The organism is Tsuneonella sp. CC-YZS046 (assembly GCF_035581365.1).
Lineage (GTDB): Bacteria > Pseudomonadota > Alphaproteobacteria > Sphingomonadales > Sphingomonadaceae > JAWKXU01.
In genome coordinates this window covers 1,532,565-1,552,905 of the sequence record NZ_CP141590.1, presented here as the reverse complement: position 1 = coordinate 1,552,905, position 20,341 = coordinate 1,532,565, and the positions used below count along the sequence as shown (strand labels likewise).

Genomic DNA, 20,341 nt, shown 5'->3' with positions numbered 1-20,341 from the left:
GATGGCGGATCGGCCCCGGACGGCGCATCGGCCTGTCTGTCGCCTAAAGAACAATAGGGCCGGAGAAACCGGGGGTAGCGAGAGGGGATGCGGAAGGTAGCGCAAGAAGATGCGAAGGGGAGACAGAGGGAAATAGAGTAATGGGGCCGACATTCCTGCCGACCCCACTCTCACCGGCTTTCGCACCGGCGGCTCACCCCAAAGGGCTCTGTCGCGCGGCGCTCGCGCCGGCATCCAGTCCCGTCAGGCGGGGCGGTATCCATCACGGGGATGGCACCTTCCGCCTGGCGGTTCCGCGGTCGAAGTTCGTTTCTTCGCTTCATCTGGTTCCGAACCGCGCGAAGCCGTTCGTTTCCATCACCGTCGATTCGTTCCTCGACCTGGCGACCGATCAGATCGCGACCTCTGCGGTTCGCCACTACCTCAGCCCTAGAGCGTCAGAGAGGCGTGTTTTCCGAGGGCGCGCAAATCTTGCCGCCTGTATCGATCCGTTAAACTTTTCCGTGCTCTTTCAAAGCTTTGGGCTTGTCCAGAGCGGGTTGGTTTCTCGTTTCGACAAGTGGATGCTGCGCCCGGACTCCGAGTCGTGGCAAGGAAAAAATGCAAAACTTATCCACAGCTTCCATTTTGGCGGTGGACAAAGGTGGATAAGTCCGTCAAAGGGCGCGGTTCGCCGCGCTTCCGGGTGACTTATCGGTCGCGCCGCGCCAGCAATTTCAGCCGCAATGCATTCAGCTTGATGAAGCCTTCGGCGTCCTTCTGGTCATATGCGCCGGCATCGTCCTCGAAGGTGACGTGCCGTTCCGAATAGAGGCTGTTCGCACTCTTGCGGCCCACCACGCTGGCCGAGCCCTTGTAGAGCTTCAGCCGGACCGTGCCGGAAACCTTCTGCTGGCTGTGGTCGATCGCGGTCTGCAGCATCTCCCGCTCCGGCGCGAACCAGAAGCCGTTGTAGATCAGCTCGGCATAGCGCGGCATCAGCTCGTCCTTGAGATGCGCTGCGCCCCGATCCAGCGTGATCTGCTCGATCCCGCGATGGGCGGCGGCATAGATCGTGCCGCCCGGCGTTTCATACATCCCGCGGCTCTTCATGCCGACGAAGCGGTTTTCCACCAGATCGAGGCGGCCAATGCCGTGCCTGCGGCCGAGTTCGTTCAGTTCGGTCAGCAGGGAGGCCGGGCTGAGTGCCTTGCCGTTCAGCGCAACCCCGTCGCCTTTTTCGAAGTCGATCGTGATATATTCCGGCTGGTCGGGCGCGTCTTCCGGATTGACCGTGCGCGAATAGACGTAGTCCGGCGTCTCTTCCCACGGATCTTCCAGCACCTTGCCTTCGGACGAGGTGTGGAGAAGGTTCGCGTCGGTAGAGAACGGGCTTTCCCCGCGCTTGTCCTTGGGCACCGGAATCTGGTGCTGCTCCGCCCAGGCGATCAGCGCGGTGCGCGACGTCAGCTCCCATTCGCGCCAGGGCGCGATCACGCGGATATCGGGATCGAGCGCATAGGCGGACAATTCGAAGCGAACCTGATCGTTGCCCTTGCCGGTCGCGCCATGGGCGATCGCATCCGCCCCGGTTTCCCGCGCGATCTCGATCAGGCGCTTGGAAATCAGCGGGCGGGCGATCGAGGTGCCCAGCAGATAGTCCCCTTCATAGCGCGCATTGGCGCGCATCATCGGGAACACGAAGTCCCGCACGAATTCCTCGCGCAGGTCGTCGATATAGATATGCTGATCGGGCACGCCCATCAGCCGCGCCTTGGCGCGCGCCGGCTCCAGCTCCTCGCCCTGGCCGAGATCGGCGGTGAAGGTCACGACCTCGCAATTGTAGGTGACCTGCAGCCATTTGAGGATCACGCTGGTGTCGAGGCCACCGGAATAGGCGAGGACGACACGCTTGATCTCTGAGCGCTGGATTTCGGACATGGAAAGCTCCGGCTGTGGGAATCGCGCGCCGCCTATCAGGCGCGCTCATGCGGCGCAACTTAGGAAGCGGTTCCGCTTGTCATCAGCAGCCTTTCCGCCTGTTGCATATAGTCGCGGCTGAGGGGCAGGGCGCGCCGGTCGCGCGCATACTGGATCTGGTAATTGCACATCCCCCCGCTTTCGAAAGCGGCGGTCGCCCCGGCCAGATAGAAGATCCACAGCCGGAAGAAGCGTTCGTCATACATCGCTTCGATTTCGCGGCGATGCGCCAGGCAGCGGGCATACCATTCGCGCAGGGTGAAGGCGTAGTGGAGGCGCAGGTTCTCCACGTCGGTGGCGATCAGCCGATGCTTCTCGCTTGCGGCGACCGTTTCGCTGAGGGCGGGAATATAGCCGCCCGGGAAGATGTATTTCCGGGTGAAGGCATCGGTGCTGCCGGGCGATCCCATGCGACCGATGGTGTGGAGCAGCATGGCCCCATCCTCCTTGAGCAGCCGTTTGGATGCCTGGAAGAAGGTTTCGAATTGCGGGCGCCCGACATGCTCGAACATGCCGACGGAGACGATCCGGTCGAAGCTGTCGCCCCGCTCCGCAAGGTCGCGATAATCGACCAGCTCGAAGGATACGCGGCCCGCCACGCCCGCCTGCTTCGCGCGTTCGCAGGCCAGCGCCAGCTGTTCGGTGCTCAGCGTGATGCCGAGAACCGAAACGTCGAAATGCCGGGCCAGATAGATCGCCATGCCGCCCCAGCCGCAGCCGATATCGAGCACCCGGTTGCCAGGCTCCAGACGCAGCTTGGCCGCGATATGGGCGAGCTTCGCCTGCTGCGCCTGTTCGAGCGTCATCCCTTCGTTGGGCCAGTAAGCGCAGCTGTATTGCATGTGATCCCGATCCAGCATCAGGCGGTAGAGATCATTGCCGATGTCATAATGATGGGAGACATTGGCCCTGGCGCGCGCTTGCCGGTTGACCTGATCCAGCAGGCTCGCCGCCTTCCCGGCCAGGCGATTGGCGGCGGACTTGCGGCCCTTGCCGTCCCGCTCGAACGGACGGTTGGCGCGCAGCAGCGTGACCAGGCCCATGATGTCGCCTTCCTCGATCACCAGCTGGCCTTCCATATAGGCTTCGCCCGCGCCCAGCGACTGATCGCGCAAGATTTGTTTGACGGCTTCCTGATCGGTGAAGCGGATGCGCACTTCCGGCCAGCCGGGAGCGGATTCGCCGAATTTCACGATCCGTCCATTGGCGTGGGTTATTTCCAGCACGCCCTGCTTGACGGTGCTCGCCAGCACGCGGTCGATCACTTTATCAAGCATGTTTCCCAACCTTCATCCTGTCCCTCATCTTGCAGATTGCACACCGGAGCCATGCCATCCCGCACAACACCGGCAATTAGGCCGATCTTCCGTATCCGCCCCTTCCGTCGCCCATAGTATCAGGCCTTGCAACCGCTGCGATAGCCTTGCGCCATTTTGCCTGCCAGCGATATGCCGCTTTATCCCTGCCGGCCTTCGCGTTCCAGGTAGATCACATCGCGCGGCTGGGCGAGCAGGTGCTGCCCGGAATCGACGAACAGGACCTGCCCGCTTTCGAGCCATCCTTCGGCCAGGAACAGCGCGGCCTGCGCGATCTCTCCAGTCCCGGTCAGCCGCTTGAGCAGGTTGAGCCGGTGGGAACGGGCCGCTTCCTCCGCCGTCTGGTCATGGCTCGGCAGGATCGCGCCCGGGCACAGGCCATAGACGCGATCGGCGGAACCGGCCGCCGCCATCGCCATCATCGGCACGGTGGCGGCGAGCGCGTGCTTGCTCATGGTATAGGAGAAGAAATCGGGGTTCGGATTGTCGAGCTTCTGATCGAGCATCTGGATCACCACCCGCTGCCCGCTGCCGGCCCGGGCGTGAGCGAGGAAGGCCTGCGCCATCCGCGCCGGGGTGCCGGCATTGACCTGCATGGCCTCGTCGAAAATCGCGGGGTCGAGAGCCTGGACGCTGTCGTGGTTGAACACCGACGCGTTGTTGATGAGCACGCGAAAATCGGGAAGCCGGGCGGCGAGCGCCCCGATCATGGCCGCGCCGTCGACCCAATTGCCGAGGTCGCCCTGGACGATCTCGGCGCTCGGCAATTGTGCGGCCAGCGCCTCGGCCTGATCGCGCGAGCGGCCGTAATGGATCACCACATGCCAGCCCGCTTCGCCGAAGGCCCGGCAGATCGCGGAACCGATGCGCTTCGCGCCGCCGGTGACGAGAACCGCCGGGCGAGTCATGCGGCGAAACGCCCGGACGGGGGAGGGGGGGTGACAGGGTTGACACTGTTCAGGAGAAAAATCTCCGGAGCGGGGCAAGAGGCTCCATGCCATCCGGCGAAACGCTGGAAATCAGAGGGAATATCGGCTGTCATCGAGTGGCAATGGAGCACATTTGCCGTGTGTAGGAAAGCCGACGCGGATTGCCCTGTCACCCGGGTTGTCGCGTCATCAGCTATCCTGTCGCCATCGCCCCGTCAGCGGCACTTCAGTCAGCGGCACTTCACATCGCCGCGGTCGATTGCCCGGCCGAGCAGGCCGCCGCCGACCGCGCCAATGATCGCGCCCAGGGTCTTGTCCCCGCTTCCGGCGATTTCATGGCCGGCAAGCCCGCCCACGGCGGCCCCGATCACCAGGCCCGTGGTGCCATTGTCGCGCTTGCAGTAATAGCGGCCGTCCCGGCCCCGCCAGATCCGGTCGGAACGGTCGAGGCGGCGCGGTTCGACATAGCGGCCGTGGGAATCATAGGCCTTCTTGTTATAGTAGCGGCGCGGCTGGTCCGCCATTGCCGGAGCCGTGGGGATAGCCAGCGAGGCCGCTACCGCTGCAAGAATGAATTTCCTCATGATCGAAGCCTTTCCAAGCCAATTTTGTTCCTGTCTCGATGGCCGATGATGGAAGGCGGTTCACAACTTCAGATGAACGAGCGGGATTTTCGCGAAAGCCGGGACGAGCGGTGAGATTCGGGCGGCGAATTGCCGCCAAGGGCAGGCTTCTATGTCCGAACGCCCCTCGATTGCGATGAATATCCGTTAATATTTGGGGTGTTAGAGTGATTTGGAGGCAAGCGGAATCACTTGCGGTCTCGGAACATCGCGCGGGCAAATTCCAGGCTGGTTCCGGCTCAACCGGAACGAGTTTAGCCGAGTGACGCCTGCTTTTCGGCATGGAGCCGATCCAGTTCGGCGCGGCTCTTTTTCTCGGCGGCGGTCTTGAGCTGGCCGCAGGCCGCGTCGATGTCCCGCCCGCGGGGGGTGCGCACCGGCGCGCTGATTCCGGCTTCGAACACGATGTCGGAAAAGCGCTTGATCCGTTCCGGCGTGGAGCATTCATAGGGCGCGCCCGGCCAGGGGTTGAAGGGGATCAGGTTGACCTTGGCGGGCAGCTTGTATTTGCGGATCAGGCGGACCAGCTCGCGCGCATCCTCGTCGCTGTCGTTCCGGTCCCTGAGCATCACATATTCGAAGGTGATCCGCCGCGCGTTGGAGGCGCCGGGATAGGCCGCGCAGGCTTCCAGCAATTCCTCGATGCCGAACTTGCGGTTGAGCGGCACGATCTCGTCCCGAATCTCCTTGGTCACGGCATGCAGGCTGACGGCGAGGTTCACGCCGATCTCCTCGCCGCAGCGCTCCATCATCGGCACCACGCCGCTGGTGGAGAGCGTGATGCGCCGCTTCGACAAGGCCAGCCCGTCGCCGTCCATCACCAGCTTGAGCGCATCGCGGACATTGTCGAAATTATAGAGCGGCTCGCCCATCCCCATCATCACGATATTGGTGAGCAGCCGGCCATCGGCGCTATAGGCGGCTTCGTCTTCCTCTTCCGCCACGTCCATCCGGCCTTTCGGCCATTCGCCCAGCGCGTCGCGGGCCAGCATCACCTGGCCGACTATCTCGCCGGGCGTCAGGTTGCGCACCAGCCGCATCGTGCCGGTGTGGCAGAAGCGGCAATTGAGCGTGCAGCCGACCTGGCTGGACACGCACAGGGTCCCCCGGTCGGCATCGGGAATGAACACCATCTCGAAATCGTGGCCATCCGCCGTGCGCAGCAGCCATTTGCGGGTGCCGTCGGTGGAGTGCTGGGCTTCCACGATCTCGGGCCGCCCGATGACGAAGCGCTCCGCCAGCCATGGCCGCATGGTCTTGGCGATGTCGGTCATCGCCTCGAAATCGGAGACGCCGCGATGATAGAGCCAGTGATATACCTGGCGCGAGCGCAGCTTCGCCTGCTTCGCGTCCAGCCCGGCCTGCTCGAACAGTTCCGCGATCCGCTTGCGGGGCAGGCCGATCAGGTCCACGCGCCCATCCTCGCGCGGGGTGATCTCGCGCGCCACCGGCACCGGATCGATCTGTCCGGGAATAGGCATGAGCGGGGTATGGGCCATGATGCCGCGCATATAGGTGCCCGCGCGGTTCAAGCAAAGCAAACTTGGCACGGGTCCCCGCGCGGCTGCATCGCAATGCAGCGGAAAACAGGGCGCCAACGTCCGTGCGCGGGTTGCGTTCCGGCAATTCGCCGCGTTGCAGCAACCGGCCATCGCGGCAAGTGTTGCCGAAAAACATCAATAATTTCGTTGTGTTAGGTTAAGGAAACCCCCTGCTGTCCCGATCATTCCAGCAGTCCGCACGGCAAAACTGCCGCGGAAGCAGGAATGAATGGAGTAGTTATGAGAAAGACAATCGCCATCCTAACCGCCGGCTCGGCAATCGCGCTTACTTCGCCCGCCTTCGCACAGGATACTGGCGAACCGACCTTCACCGGCCCGCGCGTCGAAGCGATCCTGGGCTATGACATCATGAAGGCCGGAAGTTCCATCGACGACACGCTTGGCGACGACGACAAATCCATCGACGGCCTGCTCTATGGCGCAGGCATCGGTTACGACATGGATCTCGGCGGGGTCGTGCTCGGCGTCGAAGGCGAAATCAGCGATTCCACCGCCAAGTCCAAGTTCTCCGGCGGCGATTTCGCCGGGTTCGGCTATGGCAATGTGAAGACCAATCGCGATCTTTATCTCGGCGCGCGCGCCGGTGCGAAGATCAGTCCCTCCACGCTGCTGTATGTGAAGGGCGGCTACACCAACACCAAGCTCGACATCATGTCGAACGACGGCACCACCGAGTTCAAGCAGGATTTCGATCTGGACGGCTGGCGTGCCGGCGCGGGTGTGGAACAGGCCTGGAACCGGAACATGTTCACCAAGCTGGAATATCGCTATTCCAACTACCAGAAGGCCGAGGTGGATTTTGAAGGTTCGATCCCGGACAGCGACCGCTTCGATGTCGATACCGACCGCCACCAGATCGTGGCGAGCGTGGGCTGGCGCTTCTGATCGGATCGTCCGCGAGGGAGCCTGCGCTCCCCAGCGGATGGATGCGGGCCGGGGGAAACTCCGGCCCGTTTTTCATGGTTCCTGGCCCTAGCGCAATTTCGCGCAGCCCAGCGTGGCGGCGTCCATCGCCGTCTCCGCCCCGGCCAGCGCATAGCTGTCGGTGAAGGAATTGCCCCGTTCGTCGCGCGCGCGCACCGTCATGCGCTCCGCCGAGCGGATGGCCGCGACGATGGCAGCATCCATCCGCCTGTCCTGCGCCCAGGCATCTCCGCCGCCCCCGGCCAGCTCGAAGCTCTGCCGGCCGATGGTAAGGGTGATCGGGCGGCTCACCATGATCCGGCGCGACAGCCGGATGTGGAACTGGTTGCGGATCTGGCGCTTGGGCCATGTCCCGACGCTGGCGTAGGGTTCGTAATCGCGCCTCAGCCTGCTGGGCGCGGGCATGGCGATCGCATAGCAGCGCGGGACCTTCGGATCGCGGAATGCCGCCCAGTCCGAAAAGACGCCGAGGCTGTCCCTGGCGGCGGCGGGCGCGGCGAGCGACAGCATGGCGCAGGCGCAGATCAGGCGAAGGAGCATTGCGGGCATCGGGAACCCATTAGCCGCTTGCCCGGCCGGTCGCCACTGCAATGCGCGCCGGATTTTCAGCCTTCGATCAGGTCGAGATAGGCCACCACATCGTTGTCGGTGGCGATGAACAGCCCATCCTGCACGGATTCGGGCTGGGCCGCCGCGATCCGCAGCGCTTCCTCCAGCGAACCGTAGAACAGCGTGCTGGCAGCGCCGCCCTCTGTCTCGGTGTCCAGCAGATAGAGCCGGACCGACGCATCCCAAAAGGTCGTGCGCACGGCTTTCCTACTCCTTGTCCCGCTTGGCGCCGTCCAGAGTGCGCTCCGCGCGGTCGGCTTCCAGCTGGCGAACGGCCTTGGCAGCCTTAGATTGGCCGAATTGCGCGCGATTGGCGGCCGCCGATTCCGCCTTGCCGGCGCGCTTCCTCGCCTTGCGCGCCATCCGCAGATTGACGATCTCGGCCATATCAGGCGGTTTCGGGATAGTGGATCGCGACCACTTCCCATTCCTTCTCGCCGCCGGGCAGGCGGACGATCCGCAGGTCCCCCAGGGCCGCGCCGCGCAAGGCCCGCGCCATGGGCGAACTCCAGCCGATCTTGCCGGCCGAGGCGTCCTGCTCGTCATCGCCCACCAGGGTGAGGCTGCGCTGGTCGTCATCCTCGTCGGCGATGGTCACCGTGGAGCCGAACCAGGCGCGGCTCCTGTCCGTCTGCCGGGCAGGGTCCACCACCCGGGCGGCCTTCATCCGCCGGGCCAGATGCGCCAGCTCCCGGTCGATCTCGCGCATCCGCTTGCGGCCATAGAGATAATCGCCGTTTTCCGAACGATCGCCATTGCCGGCCGCCCAGCTCACGATTTCCACGATCTGCGGGCGTTCGGTGCCGAGCAGCCGGTCATAGCGCGCCTTGAGCGACGCCAGGCCCGCCGGCGTGATCGGATTGCCTTCGATTTTCATCGCACGCCGGAAATCAGCCGGGCGTGGACTTGCCAAGCACCCGGCTGACCGATTTCGGACTGCCGTAGAGCACCTTGTCCGGGTTCATCGCCTCATAGACCACGGCATTCTCGATCACGCGCTGGACGTAGTTCTTGGTCTCGAAGATCGGAATCCGCTCGATCCATTCGACCCAGCCGACCCCGCCGTTGCGCGGGTCGCCATTGGCGCGCAGCCATTTGTTCACATTGCCCGGCCCGGCATTATAGGCCGCGATCGCCAGCGGATAGGCGCCGCCGTAATAATCCATCATCCGCGAGAAATAGCCGTCGCCGAGGCGGATGTTATAGCTGGCGTCGTTGATGAGCGAGGCGCTGAGATAGCTCATGCCCATCTTGCCCGCCTGTTCCTGCGCCGTGCCGGGCATCAACTGCATCAGGCCGCGCGCGCCGGCATGGCTGACCGCGTTCTGGGCGAACTGGCTTTCCTGCCGCGTGATGGCATGGACCATGGTCCAGTTGGTTCCGGCCGGCGCCGGGATGGTCGGGAAGGCGATCTTGTAGAAGCCGGCATGGCCATGCTCCTGTGCCTTTTCGCCCAGGATCACGGCCAGGTCGCGGCGGCCCAGGTCGCGCGCGAGTTCCGCGACCAGCGCATGCTCGCCCGGGGTCTTGGCCTGATCGGCGATTTCGCGGAAGAAACGGATCGAGGTGGTCCACGGCGCGTCGCGCGCGGCTTCGCGCACGGCGCCGGTGATCGGCTTGGAATAGAACGCGGCGCGTTCCGCCGAGCTGGGCTGGATCAGCGGAGCGGCGGTGAGATCGGGCACGGAGCGGCCCAGCCGTTCGAGCGCGAGCAGGCCGTAGAACTGCGCGGGATAGGCGGCCGCCATCTCGAAATGGCGGTTCGCCTCGGCCCGGTTGCCCGCCTGGCTATAGGCCAGCCCGGCCCAGTAAAAACCCTTGGAGCGGGTCTGCGGCGTCCGTGCCGCGGCGCCATAGCGGTAGAACAGCGGGGCGGCGGAGGACGGATCGCGCAGTTCCCACAGCGCGGTCGTGCCGCCGAGCCACACCAGCGAGGTGTAATCGTCGCGCAGGCCATAGGCCATCGAGCTGATGTCCGCGCCCGGCGCGAAGCCGTCGTCGATGGATGCCGCGATCCGCACCACATTGCTGCCGCCGCCCATCTTGGCGACGGTCAGCAGTTCCTTCACCCAGTCGTCCGGGTCGGCGGGCAGGCTGGCGAGCGGCGGGCGAGTGGCCAGCAGGCTGACGGCCGCATAGGCCTTCCCGCTTCGGCGCATCTGGCGCGACAGATTGTAGACATAGCCCGGATCGCGCAACGCGCCCGGCCCGGGCGAAAGGCCCTGCGAAGCCGGATCGCTGCCCTGCGCAGCGGCCAGGCGCGCCATGAAGATCGTGCGCTTCGCCGGCGAGACATAGGCGATCTGGCGCGCCGCGGCCGTGGTGTCCCCGGCCCAGAGCAGCGCGTCCATCCGCGCATCGTGATCGTCGGCGGTCAGGCTGCCGCCATAAAGCGAAAAGAGCGTGCTTTCCGTGGCGCTGCCCATCGACCCGCCGCGCCACGCTTCCCTGGCCGCGCTCGCCGCTTCGGGCCGCCGGAGCGAGGAGAGTGCGACCGCATATTGCGCCTTGGCCGGGTTGGTGAGCGGAGGGAACTTCTCGAAATAGGCGATCCGCCGGGAAGGCTCGGCATATTCGCGTTCCAGCGCGGCTTCCGCATAGCCCCGGATCTTGCCTTCCTGGGGAAAGCCCGGATAGCTCAGCAGGAAGCCAGAATATTCGGCGAAGCTGAGGCGGGAGGAGTTGTTCAGCTGCTCCCATCGCTTCACCGCATAGGCCATCTGGCCGGGCTGGCTGGCGACCAGCGAGGCGCGGGCGCGATCCCAGTGCGCGGCATCGGATGCGGCGCTCTGCGCGGCAAGCGGGGCGGATGCCGAAAGCGCGGGCAGCATGACGGCAAGGACGACAGGTATTCTGAGCATGCTGGACATAGTGCCCATTGGCTCCTTATCAGGCGCTGAACGAAATTCCCCCATTGGGACCGGCTCCTTGTGTCGCCGTGATTCTAGCATGGGGCAAGAGCAAGGGTGAAGTCCATGTTTTCCGGTTCTATTCCGGCTTTGGTGACTCCGTTTCGCGATGGAGCGTTCGATGAGGCCGCTTTTCGCCGCCTGGTGGATTGGCAGATCGAAAACGGGTCCAGCGCGCTGGTGCCCTGCGGAACCACCGGCGAGGCATCGACCCTGACCAATGAAGAGCATCACCATGTGATCCAGGTCTGCGTGGAGCAGGCGGCGGGACGGGTTCCGGTCATCGCCGGCTGCGGATCGAACGATACCAGAAACGCCCTGATGCATATGCAGTATTCCAGGAAGGTCGGCGCCGATGCCGCTCTTGTAGTCGCGCCTTATTACAACCGGCCGAACCAGGAGGGGCTGATCGCCCATTTCTCCCATCTGGCCGAGCATGGCGAATTGCCGATCGTGCTTTACAACGTGCCCGGCCGCACGGTGACGGACATCGCCCCGGAAACCGTGGTGGAGCTTGCCTGCAGCTATCCGGACAGGATCATCGGCATCAAGGATGCGAGCGGCGATCTTTCGCGCGTGACCGATCATCGCATGGGAATCGGCAATGGCTTCTGCCAGCTTTCAGGCGACGATGAACTGGCCCTGCCTGCCAATGCGGCCGGGGCCGTGGGCTGCATTTCCGTTACCGCCAATGTCGCACCCCGGCTTTGCGCCGATTTCCAGCAGGCCTGCGCCGAGGGTGATTTCGCGCGGGCGCGCGAGCTGAACGACCTGCTCTATCCGCTGCATTACGCCATGTTCGAGGATGCCTCGCCGGGGCCTTGCAAATACGCGCTGACCCGGGTCCACAACTGGCTGACCGAGGATCTGCGGCTTCCGCTCACTCCCTGCAATGCCGCCGCGCGCAAGGCGGTGGACGAGGCGCTGGATCACGCGGGGCTGATCTGATCGCGGCGCCGGTTTGCTTTCCGGCGTCCGGCTCCATACATGCCCCCAGATCATGGCCCGTCCCAAACCCACCACCTTCGACAAGAAGAAGACCGTCGCGGAAAATCGCCGCGCGCGGTTCGACTATCATATCGAGGATACGTTCGAGGCCGGGATCGCCCTGACCGGGACCGAGGTGAAGAGCCTGCGCTTCGGCGAAGGCTCCATCGCCGAAAGCTATGCCGAGGTGAAAAACGGCGAAGTGTGGCTTATCAATTCCAATGTTCCGGAATTCAGCCATGGAAACCGTTTCAACCACGAGCCGAAACGCCCGCGCAAGCTGCTGCTGCATGAGCGGGAGATCGCCCGCCTGCATGGCGCGGTGGAGCGCAAGGGCATGACCCTGGTGCCCTTGTCGGTCTATTTCAACTCGCGGGGCCGGGCGAAGGTGGAGCTGGCCCTGGCCAAGGGCAAGCAGGCCCATGACAAGCGCCAGACGATCAAGGACCGGGACTGGAAGCGCGACCAGGCCAGGATCATGCGGGATCGCGGTTGAGCGCGGCGGTGCGTAAGCCGTGAAAGAGGCTTGCCGACTCATGCGGGCTTCGCGATGGGCATGATGTTCAGCCACCGTTCGGCGACGGCCTTCCATATTCGGCCCATATTTCGGCATCGCGCCGCGACCCGGCGTGATACAGCTCATCGAAAGAAGTACGACCCAGCCGTGAAGACCCGTATTTTCAATTGGACCCGGCGCAATATGCCGACCCGCGAGCAGATGGAGCGCAGCCGCTGGATACGCCCTTTCGCAAATCGGGTGTTGCGCTCCGAACTGTGGCGCTTCACCCGGCGTTCGGTGCCGCGCGGCGTGGCGCTGGGCATGCTGGTGGGCATCATCATACCCTTTGCGCAGATTCTGTTCGCATCCCTGCTCAGCCTGACGGTCCGCGCCAATGTTCCGGTTGCCGCGCTGACCACTTTCGTTACCAATCCGTTCACCACGCCCTTGATCTGGGTGCTGTCCTACAAGGTCGGCAGCTGGCTGCTGCAGGTGGATGCGATGACGATTGTTGCTCCGGTCAATACGGCCATGGAACACACCGAACTGCAGGATGCCCTGCAATGGCTGACGGGCGCCACGCTCGTCACCGCCTTCGGCCTGGTGGTGGTGGCGGTCGTCGCGGCTGCCGTCAGCTATCTGGTGGCCAGCCTGTCGTGGCGCGCCTGGATCGCTCACAAGCGCAAGGTGCGTTTGGCCGAAGCGCGTGAGCGGATGCATGCGCGGATGCGAATGCAATGACGGCGCTGGGCGGTTCGCGCAGCCCTGCTTTCGGCGTCATGGCCGTTGGCGGGGCGCTGCTTGCCAGCCTTGTCCTGCTGTGGCTCGTCACCGGGCAGCCGCTGGTCGTCGCGGCCTATGGCGGCGGCCTGCTCAGCCTGGCCGCGCTGGTCGCGGTCCTTTCGCACCGCCGCTCCGCCCCGTTGATCCAGGAATTTCCGCTGCCGGACTGGTCGGTCACGGTCGCGGCGATCGAAGGGGACGGTGCGGCCGTCGTCATCACGGACCGGGCCAATCGCATGGTATGCGCGAACAGCGCCTTCAGCGAGGCTTTCGGGCTGGATTACGCTCCCCCTCTGCTCAAGCTCGCCGCCGGTTCCGCCGAGCGGCTGGAGCGGGCCGGGCGCGCCGCATGGCGCGATGGAACCGGCAGCGTGGCGCAGCTTCAGGATGAAGGCGGCGCGCGCTGGCGGGGCGATATCATGCGGGCCGGGCGGGGCGACGATTACCTGATCTGGCGATTTGCTCCGTTGCGGGAAACCGATCCCGTCGCGGAGCTGGGGGAGCGCATCACCGGCACGTTCGGCCGGATGCTGAGCGAAGGCGGGGTGGAAGCCGCGCTGGTCGGCCCGGAAGGCGCGATCCGCGTGGCAAGCAGGGGCTTCGCCTTGCGCGCGGCCGGGGATGAAGCGGCGACCATGGCGGGGCAGGATTTCGCCGGCCTGCTGCGCGCGGACAACCGGGACCGGATATTCTTCGCGCGTGAAGGGCGCAACGGATCTTCGCAGACCCTGGTGCAGATCGCCCTTGCCGATCCGGACGATCTCGATCCGGCGGCGCCCGGCAATGCGCCTTCGCTGATGCTGCTGCTCGATTCGGGCATCGGGCTGGGCGCTTCGGCGGGCATGGAGGGCCATGCCGGCACCAGCCAGCTGGAAGCCCTGCTGGCGCAATTGCCGGTGGGCCTGGCGATGGCCGACCGCGATGGCCGCTTCCTGTTCGCCAATCGCGCCTTCCTGCGCGCGGCCGGGGTGGATGGCAAGGCGCTGCCCCCTTATCCGACCGATCTGGTGGTGCGGGAGGACAAGGGGCCGCTCGCGGATTCGGTCCGGCGGTTCGCGCAGGGGCCGGCCAGTTCGGGCGACATGGCGATCCGCCTGCGCGACAATCCGGAAGAGCCGGTGTCGCTTGGCCTGGCCGGGGTGCGCGGGCTGGGCGAATCGGCCGTCCTGCTGAGCCTGGCGGACACGACGGAGGAGGCGCGGCTCAAGCGCCAGGTCGCCCAGGCCACCAAGATGCAGGCCGTCGGCCAGCTTGCGGGCGGGGTGGCGCATGATTTCAACAATGTGCTGACCGCGATCATCGGCCATTGCGACCTGATGCTGCTGCGCCACATTCCCGGCGACAGCGATTACGACGACATCCAGCAGATCAAGGCGAACTCGAATCGCGCGGCATCGCTGACCCGGCAGTTGCTGGCCTTTTCCCGCCAGCAGACCCTGCGGCCCGAAGTGCTGCAATTGCCCGATGTGGTCTCGGAGGTTTCCCAGCTGCTCAAGCGGCTGATGGGCGAGAAGATCGGGTTCCAGGTCCACCATGATCGCGATCTCGGTCCGGTTCGGGCCGACCCGCAGCAATTGGAGCAGGTCATCGTCAATCTCGCGGTCAATGCCCGCGACGCGATCCAGGCGCATGGGGATGGCGCCGGCCGCGTGACCATAGCGACTCGCCGCATCGCCTCCAGCGATGTGCGCCGGATGAAGACCGACATCATCCCGATCGGGGATTATACGGCGCTGATCGTCGAGGATACGGGCGGCGGCATACCGCAGGAGCATTTTGGCAAGATTTTCGAGCCGTTCTTCACCACCAAGGAAATGGGGAAGGGCACGGGGCTGGGCCTGTCCACGGTCTATGGCATCGTCAAGCAGTCCGGCGGCTTCGTCTTTGTCGAGAATGTGCCGGGCCCGGGCGGGCGGACCGTGGGCGCGCGTTTCGTGATCTATCTGCCGGTCTATGACGGCCTGGTCCCCACGGCCGCCCAGCGCGCGGAAGAGGTGACGGAATGGGCCGGTGGCGGCCGCCTGCTGCTGGTGGAGGACGAGGATATGGTTCGCGCGGTGGCGGAGCGGGCGCTGGCGCGCGAGGGCTACGATATCGTCACGGCCTGCGATGGCGAGGAAGGGCTGGAAAAGGTGAAGGCCGGGGAGGAATTCGATCTGGTCATCAGCGACGTGGTGATGCCCAGCATGGATGGCCCCGCGATGCTGCGCGAAATCCGCAAGCTGCGGCCCGGCCTGCCGGTCCTGTTCATGTCGGGCTATGCCGAGGAACAGCTGCGGCGCGACATCGACATCGAGAACATGCACTTTATCCCCAAGCCGTTTTCCGTGCAGCAGATCGCCCGGAAAGTGGCGGAAGTCCTGGGGGGAAGGGCCGCCTGATCCCTGTTGGGAAATTTTTTGTTCCGCTCTTGTTCCATGAGAACAAAGGTGATACATCCTCGCTCGGTTGACTGTTCCGTTCAGCCCGGTAGGCAGCGAGGAGGCCATCACATGGCGGCAAGTTTGAAGCTCGTGGATAAGGAAAACAACGTGGATCGTCAGAAGGCGCTCGAAGCCGCGCTCGCTCAGATCGACCGGGCCTTCGGCAAGGGTTCCGCGATGAAGCTGGGCAGCCGGGAAGCCATGCAGGTGGAAGCGATTTCCACCGGCTCGCTCGGGCTGGACATCGCCCTGGGCATTGGCGGGCTGCCGCGCGGCCGGATCATCGAAATCTACGGGCCGGAAAGCTCCGGCAAGACCACGCTGGCCCTGCATGCCATCGCGGAAGCGCAGAAGACGGGCGGCACCGCCGCCTTCGTGGATGCGGAACATGCGCTCGATCCGGTCTATGCCAAGAAGCTGGGCGTCGACATCGACGAGCTGATCGTGTCCCAGCCGGATACGGGTGAGCAGGCGCTGGAAATCGTGGACACGCTGGTGCGTTCCAATGCGATCGACGTGCTGGTGATCGATTCGGTCGCCGCGCTGGTTCCGCGGGCGGAAATCGAAGGCGAGATGGGCGACAGCCATGTCGGCCTGCAGGCGCGGCTGATGTCGCAGGCATTGCGCAAGCTGACGGGCTCCATCAGCCGTTCGCGCTGCATGGTGATCTTCATCAACCAGGTCCGCATGAAGATCGGCGTGATGTACGGCAATCCGGAAACGACGACGGGCGGCAATGCGCTGAAATTCTATGCATCGGTCCGGCTCGACATCCGCCGCACCGGCCAGATCAAGGACCGGGACGATATCGTCGGCAACGCCACGCGGGTGAAGGTCGTCAAGAACAAGGTTGCCCCGCCGTTCAAGCAGGTCGAATTCGACATCATGTATGGCGAAGGCATTTCCAAGATCGGGGAAATTCTCGATCTGGGCGTCAAGGCGGGCCTCGTCGAGAAATCCGGCGCCTGGTTCAGCTATGACAGCATCCGGATCGGGCAGGGCCGGGAAAATGCCAAGCAGTATCTCAAGGAAAATCCTGAAATTTGCACCCGGTTGGAAGCCGCGATTCGCGGCCGCACCGATCAGGTCGCCGAGGAGATGATGTCGGGTCCGGACGCGGACGACGATATCTGATCTTCAAGAAGCGCCGGCGGATCGGCGCTTGGGAACCGGGGCCGGCGCAAGCGACCTTCATGGCGCGCGCCGGCCTTTCCAGTCGAGCGGCGCGGGGATAGATAGCTCGAATGGCGACCAAGGCTGATTGGCAGGAGGCGACGGGGAAGGTCTGGGCGGAGAATATCCGCCTTACCGATCGTGCCTTTTCCGGATTGACGCAGATCATGCTGGAACGTCTGGCCGGCGTTCCGGGCGATCGCATCCTCGACATCGGGTGCGGCGGCGGCGAATTGTCCCTGGCCTTGGGCGAAGCCCGGCCGAATGCCGGGGTGACGGGCATCGACGTGTCCCGCGATCTGGTTGAGGCGGCGCAGCGTCGCGCGGGCGAATATCCGAATATCCAATTCGAGCTGGCCGATGCGGCGACCTGGCGGAAAGACGGCTTCGCGCCCGATCTGCTGGTGTCGCGCCATGGCGTGATGTTCTTCGACGATCCGGTTGGCGCCTTCGCTCATTTTTGCGAAATTTCGGCTGACGGCGCGCAGCTTTTCTTTTCCTGTTTCCGCAGCCCGCAATTGAATGTCTGGGCCAGCGAAGCGGTCCGATTGCTGGAGCTTCCGCCTCCGCCCGACCCTTATGCGCCGGGTCCGTTCGCCTTTGCGGAGGAGGATCATGTCCGTTCGATTCTCGCCAGGGCAGGCTGGCGCGATATTGCGGTTGATCCGGTCGATTTCCGATTTGTCGCCGGGGCCGGACCGGATTCGCTGGCGGAAGCGCTTGATTTCTACACCAGGATCGGCCCGGCCGCGCGCGCCATGAAGACCATGGAGGAGGGTGAGCAGGCCGAGGTCCTGCAGCGGCTCCAGCGCTGGCTGGCCACGCAGCGCGGCGATGATCTGATCGCTTTCCCCGCCGCCGCCTGGATCGTGACCGCGCGGAGGCGCGATTGATCGCGAACCTTGCTCACACTGGCGGAGTTAATGCGCTTGTCGCGGGCCTTGCCCTCGCCTAACTGCACGGCATGACTTCGACCAACGATATCCGCCGGTCCTTCCTCGATTACTTTGCCGCCAATGGGCATGAGGCGGTGCAGTCGGCGCCGCTCGTGCCCTATAACGATCCGACCCTGATGTTCGTGAACGCGGGCATGGTCCCGTTCAAGAATGTTTTCACCGGGCTGGAAAGCCGCACCGTTCCGCGCGCGGCCAGTTCGCAGAAATGCGTGCGGGCCGGGGGCAAGCACAACGATCTGGACAATGTCGGCTACACCGCGCGGCACCACACCTTCTTCGAGATGCTGGGGAATTTCTCCTTCGGCGATTATTTCAAGGAACAGGCCATCATCCATGCCTGGACCTTGCTGACGAAGGAGTGGGGGCTTGCGCCCGACAAGCTCACCGCCACGGTCTATCACACCGATGACGAGGCGTTCGACCTGTGGCGCAGGATTTCCGGCCTGCCGGAGGAACGGATCATCCGGATCGCGACCAGCGACAATTTCTGGTCGATGGGGGATACCGGCCCCTGCGGCCCGTGCAGCGAGATTTTCTACGATCACGGCGATCATATTCCGGGCGGCCCTCCCGGCTCTCCGGATGAGGATGGCGACCGCTTCATCGAGATCTGGAATCTCGTGTTCATGCAGTTCGAGCAGGCGGCCGATGGCAGCCGCAGCGAATTGCCGAAGCCCAGCATCGACACCGGCATGGGGCTGGAACGCATCGCCGCGGTGATGCAGGGCGTGCATGACAATTACGATACGGACACTTTCAAGGCCCTGATCGCGGCATCCGAAAGCCTCACCGGCGTCAGGGCGGCGGGCGATCATGTGGCGAGCCATCGGGTGATCGCGGATCATCTGCGCTCGACGAGCTTTCTGGTGGCGGACGGCGTACTCCCTTCCAACGAAGGGCGGGGCTATGTGCTGCGCCGGATCATGCGCCGCGCCATGCGCCATGCCCATCTGCTCGGCGCTTCCGAGCCTTTGATGCATCGCCTGGTTCCCGCTCTGGTTACCGAGATGGGGCAGGCCTATCCGGAGCTTGGCCGCGCGCAGCCGCTTATCCAGGAAGTGCTGGAGAGGGAGGAAACCCGCTTCCGCCAGACCCTCGACAAGGGCTTGAAGCTGCTGGACGAAGCGACCGGCGGCATGGCGGCGGGCGAGAGCCTGCCCGGTGAAACGGCATTCCGGCTCTACGATACCTATGGCTTTCCTTACGACCTGACCGAAGATGCGCTGCGCGCGCGCGGAATTGGCGTGGACCGCGAAGGGTTCGACGCGGCCATGGCCCAGCAGAAGGCGGCCGCGCGAGCGGCGTGGAAAGGCTCCGGCGCGGCGGCGGACGGCGAATTGTGGTTCGACATCGCCGAGCGGGAAGGGGCGACGGAGTTCACGGGCTATAGCTCGACCAGCGGAGAAGGCCGCGTGGTTGCCCTTGTCGTCGACGGCAAGGAAGTGCAATCGGCGGAGGCTGGCGCGGAGGTCATCGTGCTGACCAACCAGACGCCGTTCTATGGCGAAAGCGGCGGCCAGACCGGGGACGCAGGCCGTATCGGCAACAGCAGCGGGCTGTCCATATCCGTTTCCGACACGTCGAAGCCGCTCGGGCGGCTGCATGCCCACCATGGCAGGATCGAGGCGGGCCGGATCGCGGTGGGCGAAACGGTCCATCTCGAAATCGATGTCGAACGGCGCGATGCGATCCGCGCGAACCATTCCGCGACCCATCTGCTGCACGCCGCCCTGCGCAATCGCTTGGGCGATCACGTCACCCAGAAGGGTTCGCTGGTGGCCGAGGACCGGCTGCGGTTCGATTTTTCGCATCCCAAGCCGCTGACCGACGCGGATATTGCCGCGATCGAGGCCGAGGTGAACGCCGAGATCCGCCATAATGAGCCTGTCGTTACCCGCCTGATGAGCCCCGATGACGCCATCGCCGCCGGCGCGATGGCTCTCTTCGGGGAAAAATACGGCGAGGAGGTTCGCGTCCTTTCGATGGGCCGGGCGGACGGCGATGCGAAATTCTATTCCGTGGAACTGTGCGGGGGCACCCATGTGCGCGCGCTGGGCGACATCGCCTTGTTCCGCATCGTGTCGGAAAGCGCGGTTTCTTCCGGCGTGCGCCGGATCGAGGCGCTGACGGGCGAGGCGGCCCGGCAGTGGCTGGTCGCCCGCGAGGATGCGCTCAAGGCGGTTGCCGGGGCAATGAAAACCGCGCCCGAGGAAGTCGTGGGCCGGGTTGCCGCGCTGATGGACGAACGCAAGCGGCTGGAAAAGGAACTGGCCGAAGCGAAGAAGGCCCTTGCCCTGGGCGGGGGCGGCTCTGCCTCTCCGACGGCGTCGGTCGAACAGATCGGCGGGGTGAACTTCACCTATCAGATCCTCGAAGGCTTCGACCCCAAGGGGCTTCGGGCACTGGTCGACGAGAACAAGAAGCAGCTTGGCAGTGGCGCGAATGCCGTGATTTCCGTGGTCGATGGCCGGGCCACCATTGCCGTCGGCGTGACCGATGACCTTGCCGGCCGCGTCAGCGCGGTCGATCTCGTCCGCGCGGGGGTCGAGGCGCTCGGCGGGAAAGGCGGCGGCGGCAGGCCGGACATGGCCCAGGGCGGCGGCCCGGATGGCGGCAAGGCTCAGGATGCGATAGCGGCGGTCAAGGCCGTGCTCGCCGGCTGAAGCCCGCCGGTTCTCAGGCTCTGGCC

The 20,341-nt window shown here is 64.8% G+C and carries 19 protein-coding genes; 9 read left to right on the top strand and 10 right to left on the bottom strand.

The genetic code is table 11. The features are described from left to right. Nucleotides 1-140 precede the first annotated feature (140 nt). Entirely contained in the window at nucleotides 141-689 is a 549-nt protein-coding gene (locus tag U8326_RS07620; protein WP_324743362.1) for a hypothetical protein, read from the top strand. 1 nt (nucleotide 690) lies between these two features. Here the strand turns inward: U8326_RS07620 and U8326_RS07615 are convergent, their stop codons facing one another. The 5 genes from U8326_RS07615 to rlmN form a co-directional block, all read right to left on the bottom strand. Further along, entirely contained in the window at nucleotides 691-1,920 is a 1,230-nt protein-coding gene (locus tag U8326_RS07615; RefSeq protein ID WP_324743361.1) for an argininosuccinate synthase, read from the bottom strand. Nucleotides 1,921-1,979: 59 nt separating this feature from the next. Next, the gene (locus U8326_RS07610; RefSeq protein ID WP_324743360.1) at nucleotides 1,980-3,236 is read right to left on the bottom strand and encodes a cyclopropane-fatty-acyl-phospholipid synthase family protein; all 1,257 of its coding nucleotides are present in this window, start codon (nucleotides 3,234-3,236) and stop codon (nucleotides 1,980-1,982) included. Between the two features lie 179 nt (nucleotides 3,237-3,415). Next, on the bottom strand, nucleotides 3,416-4,183 hold the full coding sequence (locus U8326_RS07605; RefSeq protein ID WP_324743359.1) for an SDR family oxidoreductase: 768 nt from the start codon (nucleotides 4,181-4,183) through the stop codon (nucleotides 3,416-3,418). A gap of 251 nt (nucleotides 4,184-4,434) precedes the next feature. Beyond that, nucleotides 4,435-4,788 (bottom strand): glycine zipper 2TM domain-containing protein, encoded by a 354-nt coding sequence (locus U8326_RS07600; RefSeq protein WP_324743358.1) that lies wholly within the window; start codon nucleotides 4,786-4,788, stop codon nucleotides 4,435-4,437. 293 nt (nucleotides 4,789-5,081) lie between these two features. Further along, on the bottom strand, nucleotides 5,082-6,326 hold the full coding sequence (gene rlmN / locus U8326_RS07595) for a 23S rRNA (adenine(2503)-C(2))-methyltransferase RlmN (protein WP_324743357.1): 1,245 nt from the start codon (nucleotides 6,324-6,326) through the stop codon (nucleotides 5,082-5,084). Nucleotides 6,327-6,608: 282 nt separating this feature from the next. Here rlmN and U8326_RS07590 point away from each other — a divergent pair, with 282 nt between their 5' ends. Further along, the gene (locus U8326_RS07590) at nucleotides 6,609-7,274 is read left to right on the top strand and encodes an outer membrane protein (protein WP_324743356.1); all 666 of its coding nucleotides are present in this window, start codon (nucleotides 6,609-6,611) and stop codon (nucleotides 7,272-7,274) included. 87 nt (nucleotides 7,275-7,361) lie between these two features. Here the strand turns inward: U8326_RS07590 and U8326_RS07585 are convergent, their stop codons facing one another. Genes U8326_RS07585 through U8326_RS07565 form a run of 5 tightly spaced genes read right to left on the bottom strand, consistent with a single transcriptional unit; the run spans nucleotide 7,362 to nucleotide 10,792 of the window. Then, nucleotides 7,362-7,862: a hypothetical protein gene (locus tag U8326_RS07585; protein WP_324743355.1), complete on the bottom strand. Its 501-nt coding sequence runs from the start codon at nucleotides 7,860-7,862 to the stop codon at nucleotides 7,362-7,364. A gap of 56 nt (nucleotides 7,863-7,918) precedes the next feature. Further along, complete coding sequence (locus U8326_RS07580) at nucleotides 7,919-8,122, bottom strand: hypothetical protein (protein WP_324743354.1); 204 nt, start codon at nucleotides 8,120-8,122, stop codon at nucleotides 7,919-7,921. A gap of 7 nt (nucleotides 8,123-8,129) precedes the next feature. After that, nucleotides 8,130-8,309 carry a DUF4169 family protein gene (locus U8326_RS07575; RefSeq protein ID WP_324743353.1) on the bottom strand — a complete coding sequence of 60 codons (180 nt, stop codon included), beginning with the start codon at nucleotides 8,307-8,309 and terminating at the stop codon, nucleotides 8,130-8,132. 1 nt (nucleotide 8,310) lies between these two features. Next, nucleotides 8,311-8,799, bottom strand: coding sequence for a transcription elongation factor GreB (greB, locus tag U8326_RS07570; protein WP_324743352.1), 489 nt, complete (start codon nucleotides 8,797-8,799; stop codon nucleotides 8,311-8,313). Between the two features lie 13 nt (nucleotides 8,800-8,812). Beyond that, entirely contained in the window at nucleotides 8,813-10,792 is a 1,980-nt protein-coding gene (locus U8326_RS07565) for a lytic transglycosylase domain-containing protein (protein WP_324743350.1), read from the bottom strand. A 105-nt stretch (nucleotides 10,793-10,897) separates the two neighbouring features. Here U8326_RS07565 and dapA point away from each other — a divergent pair, with 105 nt between their 5' ends. From dapA to alaS, 7 genes are all read left to right on the top strand, one after another. Beyond that, complete coding sequence (dapA, locus tag U8326_RS07560) at nucleotides 10,898-11,779, top strand: 4-hydroxy-tetrahydrodipicolinate synthase (RefSeq protein ID WP_324743348.1); 882 nt, start codon at nucleotides 10,898-10,900, stop codon at nucleotides 11,777-11,779. Nucleotides 11,780-11,831: 52 nt separating this feature from the next. Continuing rightward, the gene (gene smpB / locus U8326_RS07555) at nucleotides 11,832-12,314 is read left to right on the top strand and encodes an SsrA-binding protein SmpB (protein WP_324743347.1); all 483 of its coding nucleotides are present in this window, start codon (nucleotides 11,832-11,834) and stop codon (nucleotides 12,312-12,314) included. 168 nt (nucleotides 12,315-12,482) lie between these two features. Further along, nucleotides 12,483-13,058: a DUF2062 domain-containing protein gene (locus tag U8326_RS07550; protein ID WP_324743345.1), complete on the top strand. Its 576-nt coding sequence runs from the start codon at nucleotides 12,483-12,485 to the stop codon at nucleotides 13,056-13,058. Continuing rightward, the gene (locus U8326_RS07545) at nucleotides 13,055-15,481 is read left to right on the top strand and encodes a response regulator (protein ID WP_324743344.1); all 2,427 of its coding nucleotides are present in this window, start codon (nucleotides 13,055-13,057) and stop codon (nucleotides 15,479-15,481) included. Before U8326_RS07550 ends, U8326_RS07545 begins: the two co-directional genes overlap by 4 nt. A gap of 111 nt (nucleotides 15,482-15,592) precedes the next feature. Next, nucleotides 15,593-16,657: a recombinase RecA gene (recA, locus tag U8326_RS07540; protein ID WP_324743343.1), complete on the top strand. Its 1,065-nt coding sequence runs from the start codon at nucleotides 15,593-15,595 to the stop codon at nucleotides 16,655-16,657. Nucleotides 16,658-16,767: 110 nt separating this feature from the next. Beyond that, nucleotides 16,768-17,589, top strand: a complete 822-nt coding sequence (locus tag U8326_RS07535; RefSeq protein WP_324743341.1) for a class I SAM-dependent methyltransferase — start codon at nucleotides 16,768-16,770, stop codon at nucleotides 17,587-17,589. Between the two features lie 71 nt (nucleotides 17,590-17,660). Continuing rightward, nucleotides 17,661-20,315 carry an alanine--tRNA ligase gene (gene alaS / locus U8326_RS07530; protein WP_324743340.1) on the top strand — a complete coding sequence of 885 codons (2,655 nt, stop codon included), beginning with the start codon at nucleotides 17,661-17,663 and terminating at the stop codon, nucleotides 20,313-20,315. Nucleotides 20,316-20,341: the final 26 nt, after the last annotated feature.

Coding starts and splice junctions, on each gene's coding strand:
- U8326_RS07620 (WP_324743362.1), top strand. CDS start 141: ATGGGGCCGACATTCCTGCCGACCCCACTCTCACCGGCTTTCGCACCG.
- U8326_RS07615 (WP_324743361.1), bottom strand. CDS start 1,920: ATGTCCGAAATCCAGCGCTCAGAGATCAAGCGTGTCGTCCTCGCCTAT.
- U8326_RS07610 (WP_324743360.1), bottom strand. CDS start 3,236: ATGCTTGATAAAGTGATCGACCGCGTGCTGGCGAGCACCGTCAAGCAG.
- U8326_RS07605 (WP_324743359.1), bottom strand. CDS start 4,183: ATGACTCGCCCGGCGGTTCTCGTCACCGGCGGCGCGAAGCGCATCGGT.
- U8326_RS07600 (WP_324743358.1), bottom strand. CDS start 4,788: ATGAGGAAATTCATTCTTGCAGCGGTAGCGGCCTCGCTGGCTATCCCC.
- rlmN (WP_324743357.1), bottom strand. CDS start 6,326: ATGGCCCATACCCCGCTCATGCCTATTCCCGGACAGATCGATCCGGTG.
- U8326_RS07590 (WP_324743356.1), top strand. CDS start 6,609: ATGAGAAAGACAATCGCCATCCTAACCGCCGGCTCGGCAATCGCGCTT.
- U8326_RS07585 (WP_324743355.1), bottom strand. CDS start 7,862: ATGCCCGCAATGCTCCTTCGCCTGATCTGCGCCTGCGCCATGCTGTCG.
- U8326_RS07575 (WP_324743353.1), bottom strand. CDS start 8,309: ATGGCCGAGATCGTCAATCTGCGGATGGCGCGCAAGGCGAGGAAGCGC.
- greB (WP_324743352.1), bottom strand. CDS start 8,799: ATGAAAATCGAAGGCAATCCGATCACGCCGGCGGGCCTGGCGTCGCTC.
- U8326_RS07565 (WP_324743350.1), bottom strand. CDS start 10,792: ATGTCCAGCATGCTCAGAATACCTGTCGTCCTTGCCGTCATGCTGCCC.
- dapA (WP_324743348.1), top strand. CDS start 10,898: ATGTTTTCCGGTTCTATTCCGGCTTTGGTGACTCCGTTTCGCGATGGA.
- smpB (WP_324743347.1), top strand. CDS start 11,832: ATGGCCCGTCCCAAACCCACCACCTTCGACAAGAAGAAGACCGTCGCG.
- U8326_RS07545 (WP_324743344.1), top strand. CDS start 13,055: ATGACGGCGCTGGGCGGTTCGCGCAGCCCTGCTTTCGGCGTCATGGCC.
- recA (WP_324743343.1), top strand. CDS start 15,593: ATGGCGGCAAGTTTGAAGCTCGTGGATAAGGAAAACAACGTGGATCGT.
- U8326_RS07535 (WP_324743341.1), top strand. CDS start 16,768: ATGGCGACCAAGGCTGATTGGCAGGAGGCGACGGGGAAGGTCTGGGCG.
- alaS (WP_324743340.1), top strand. CDS start 17,661: ATGACTTCGACCAACGATATCCGCCGGTCCTTCCTCGATTACTTTGCC.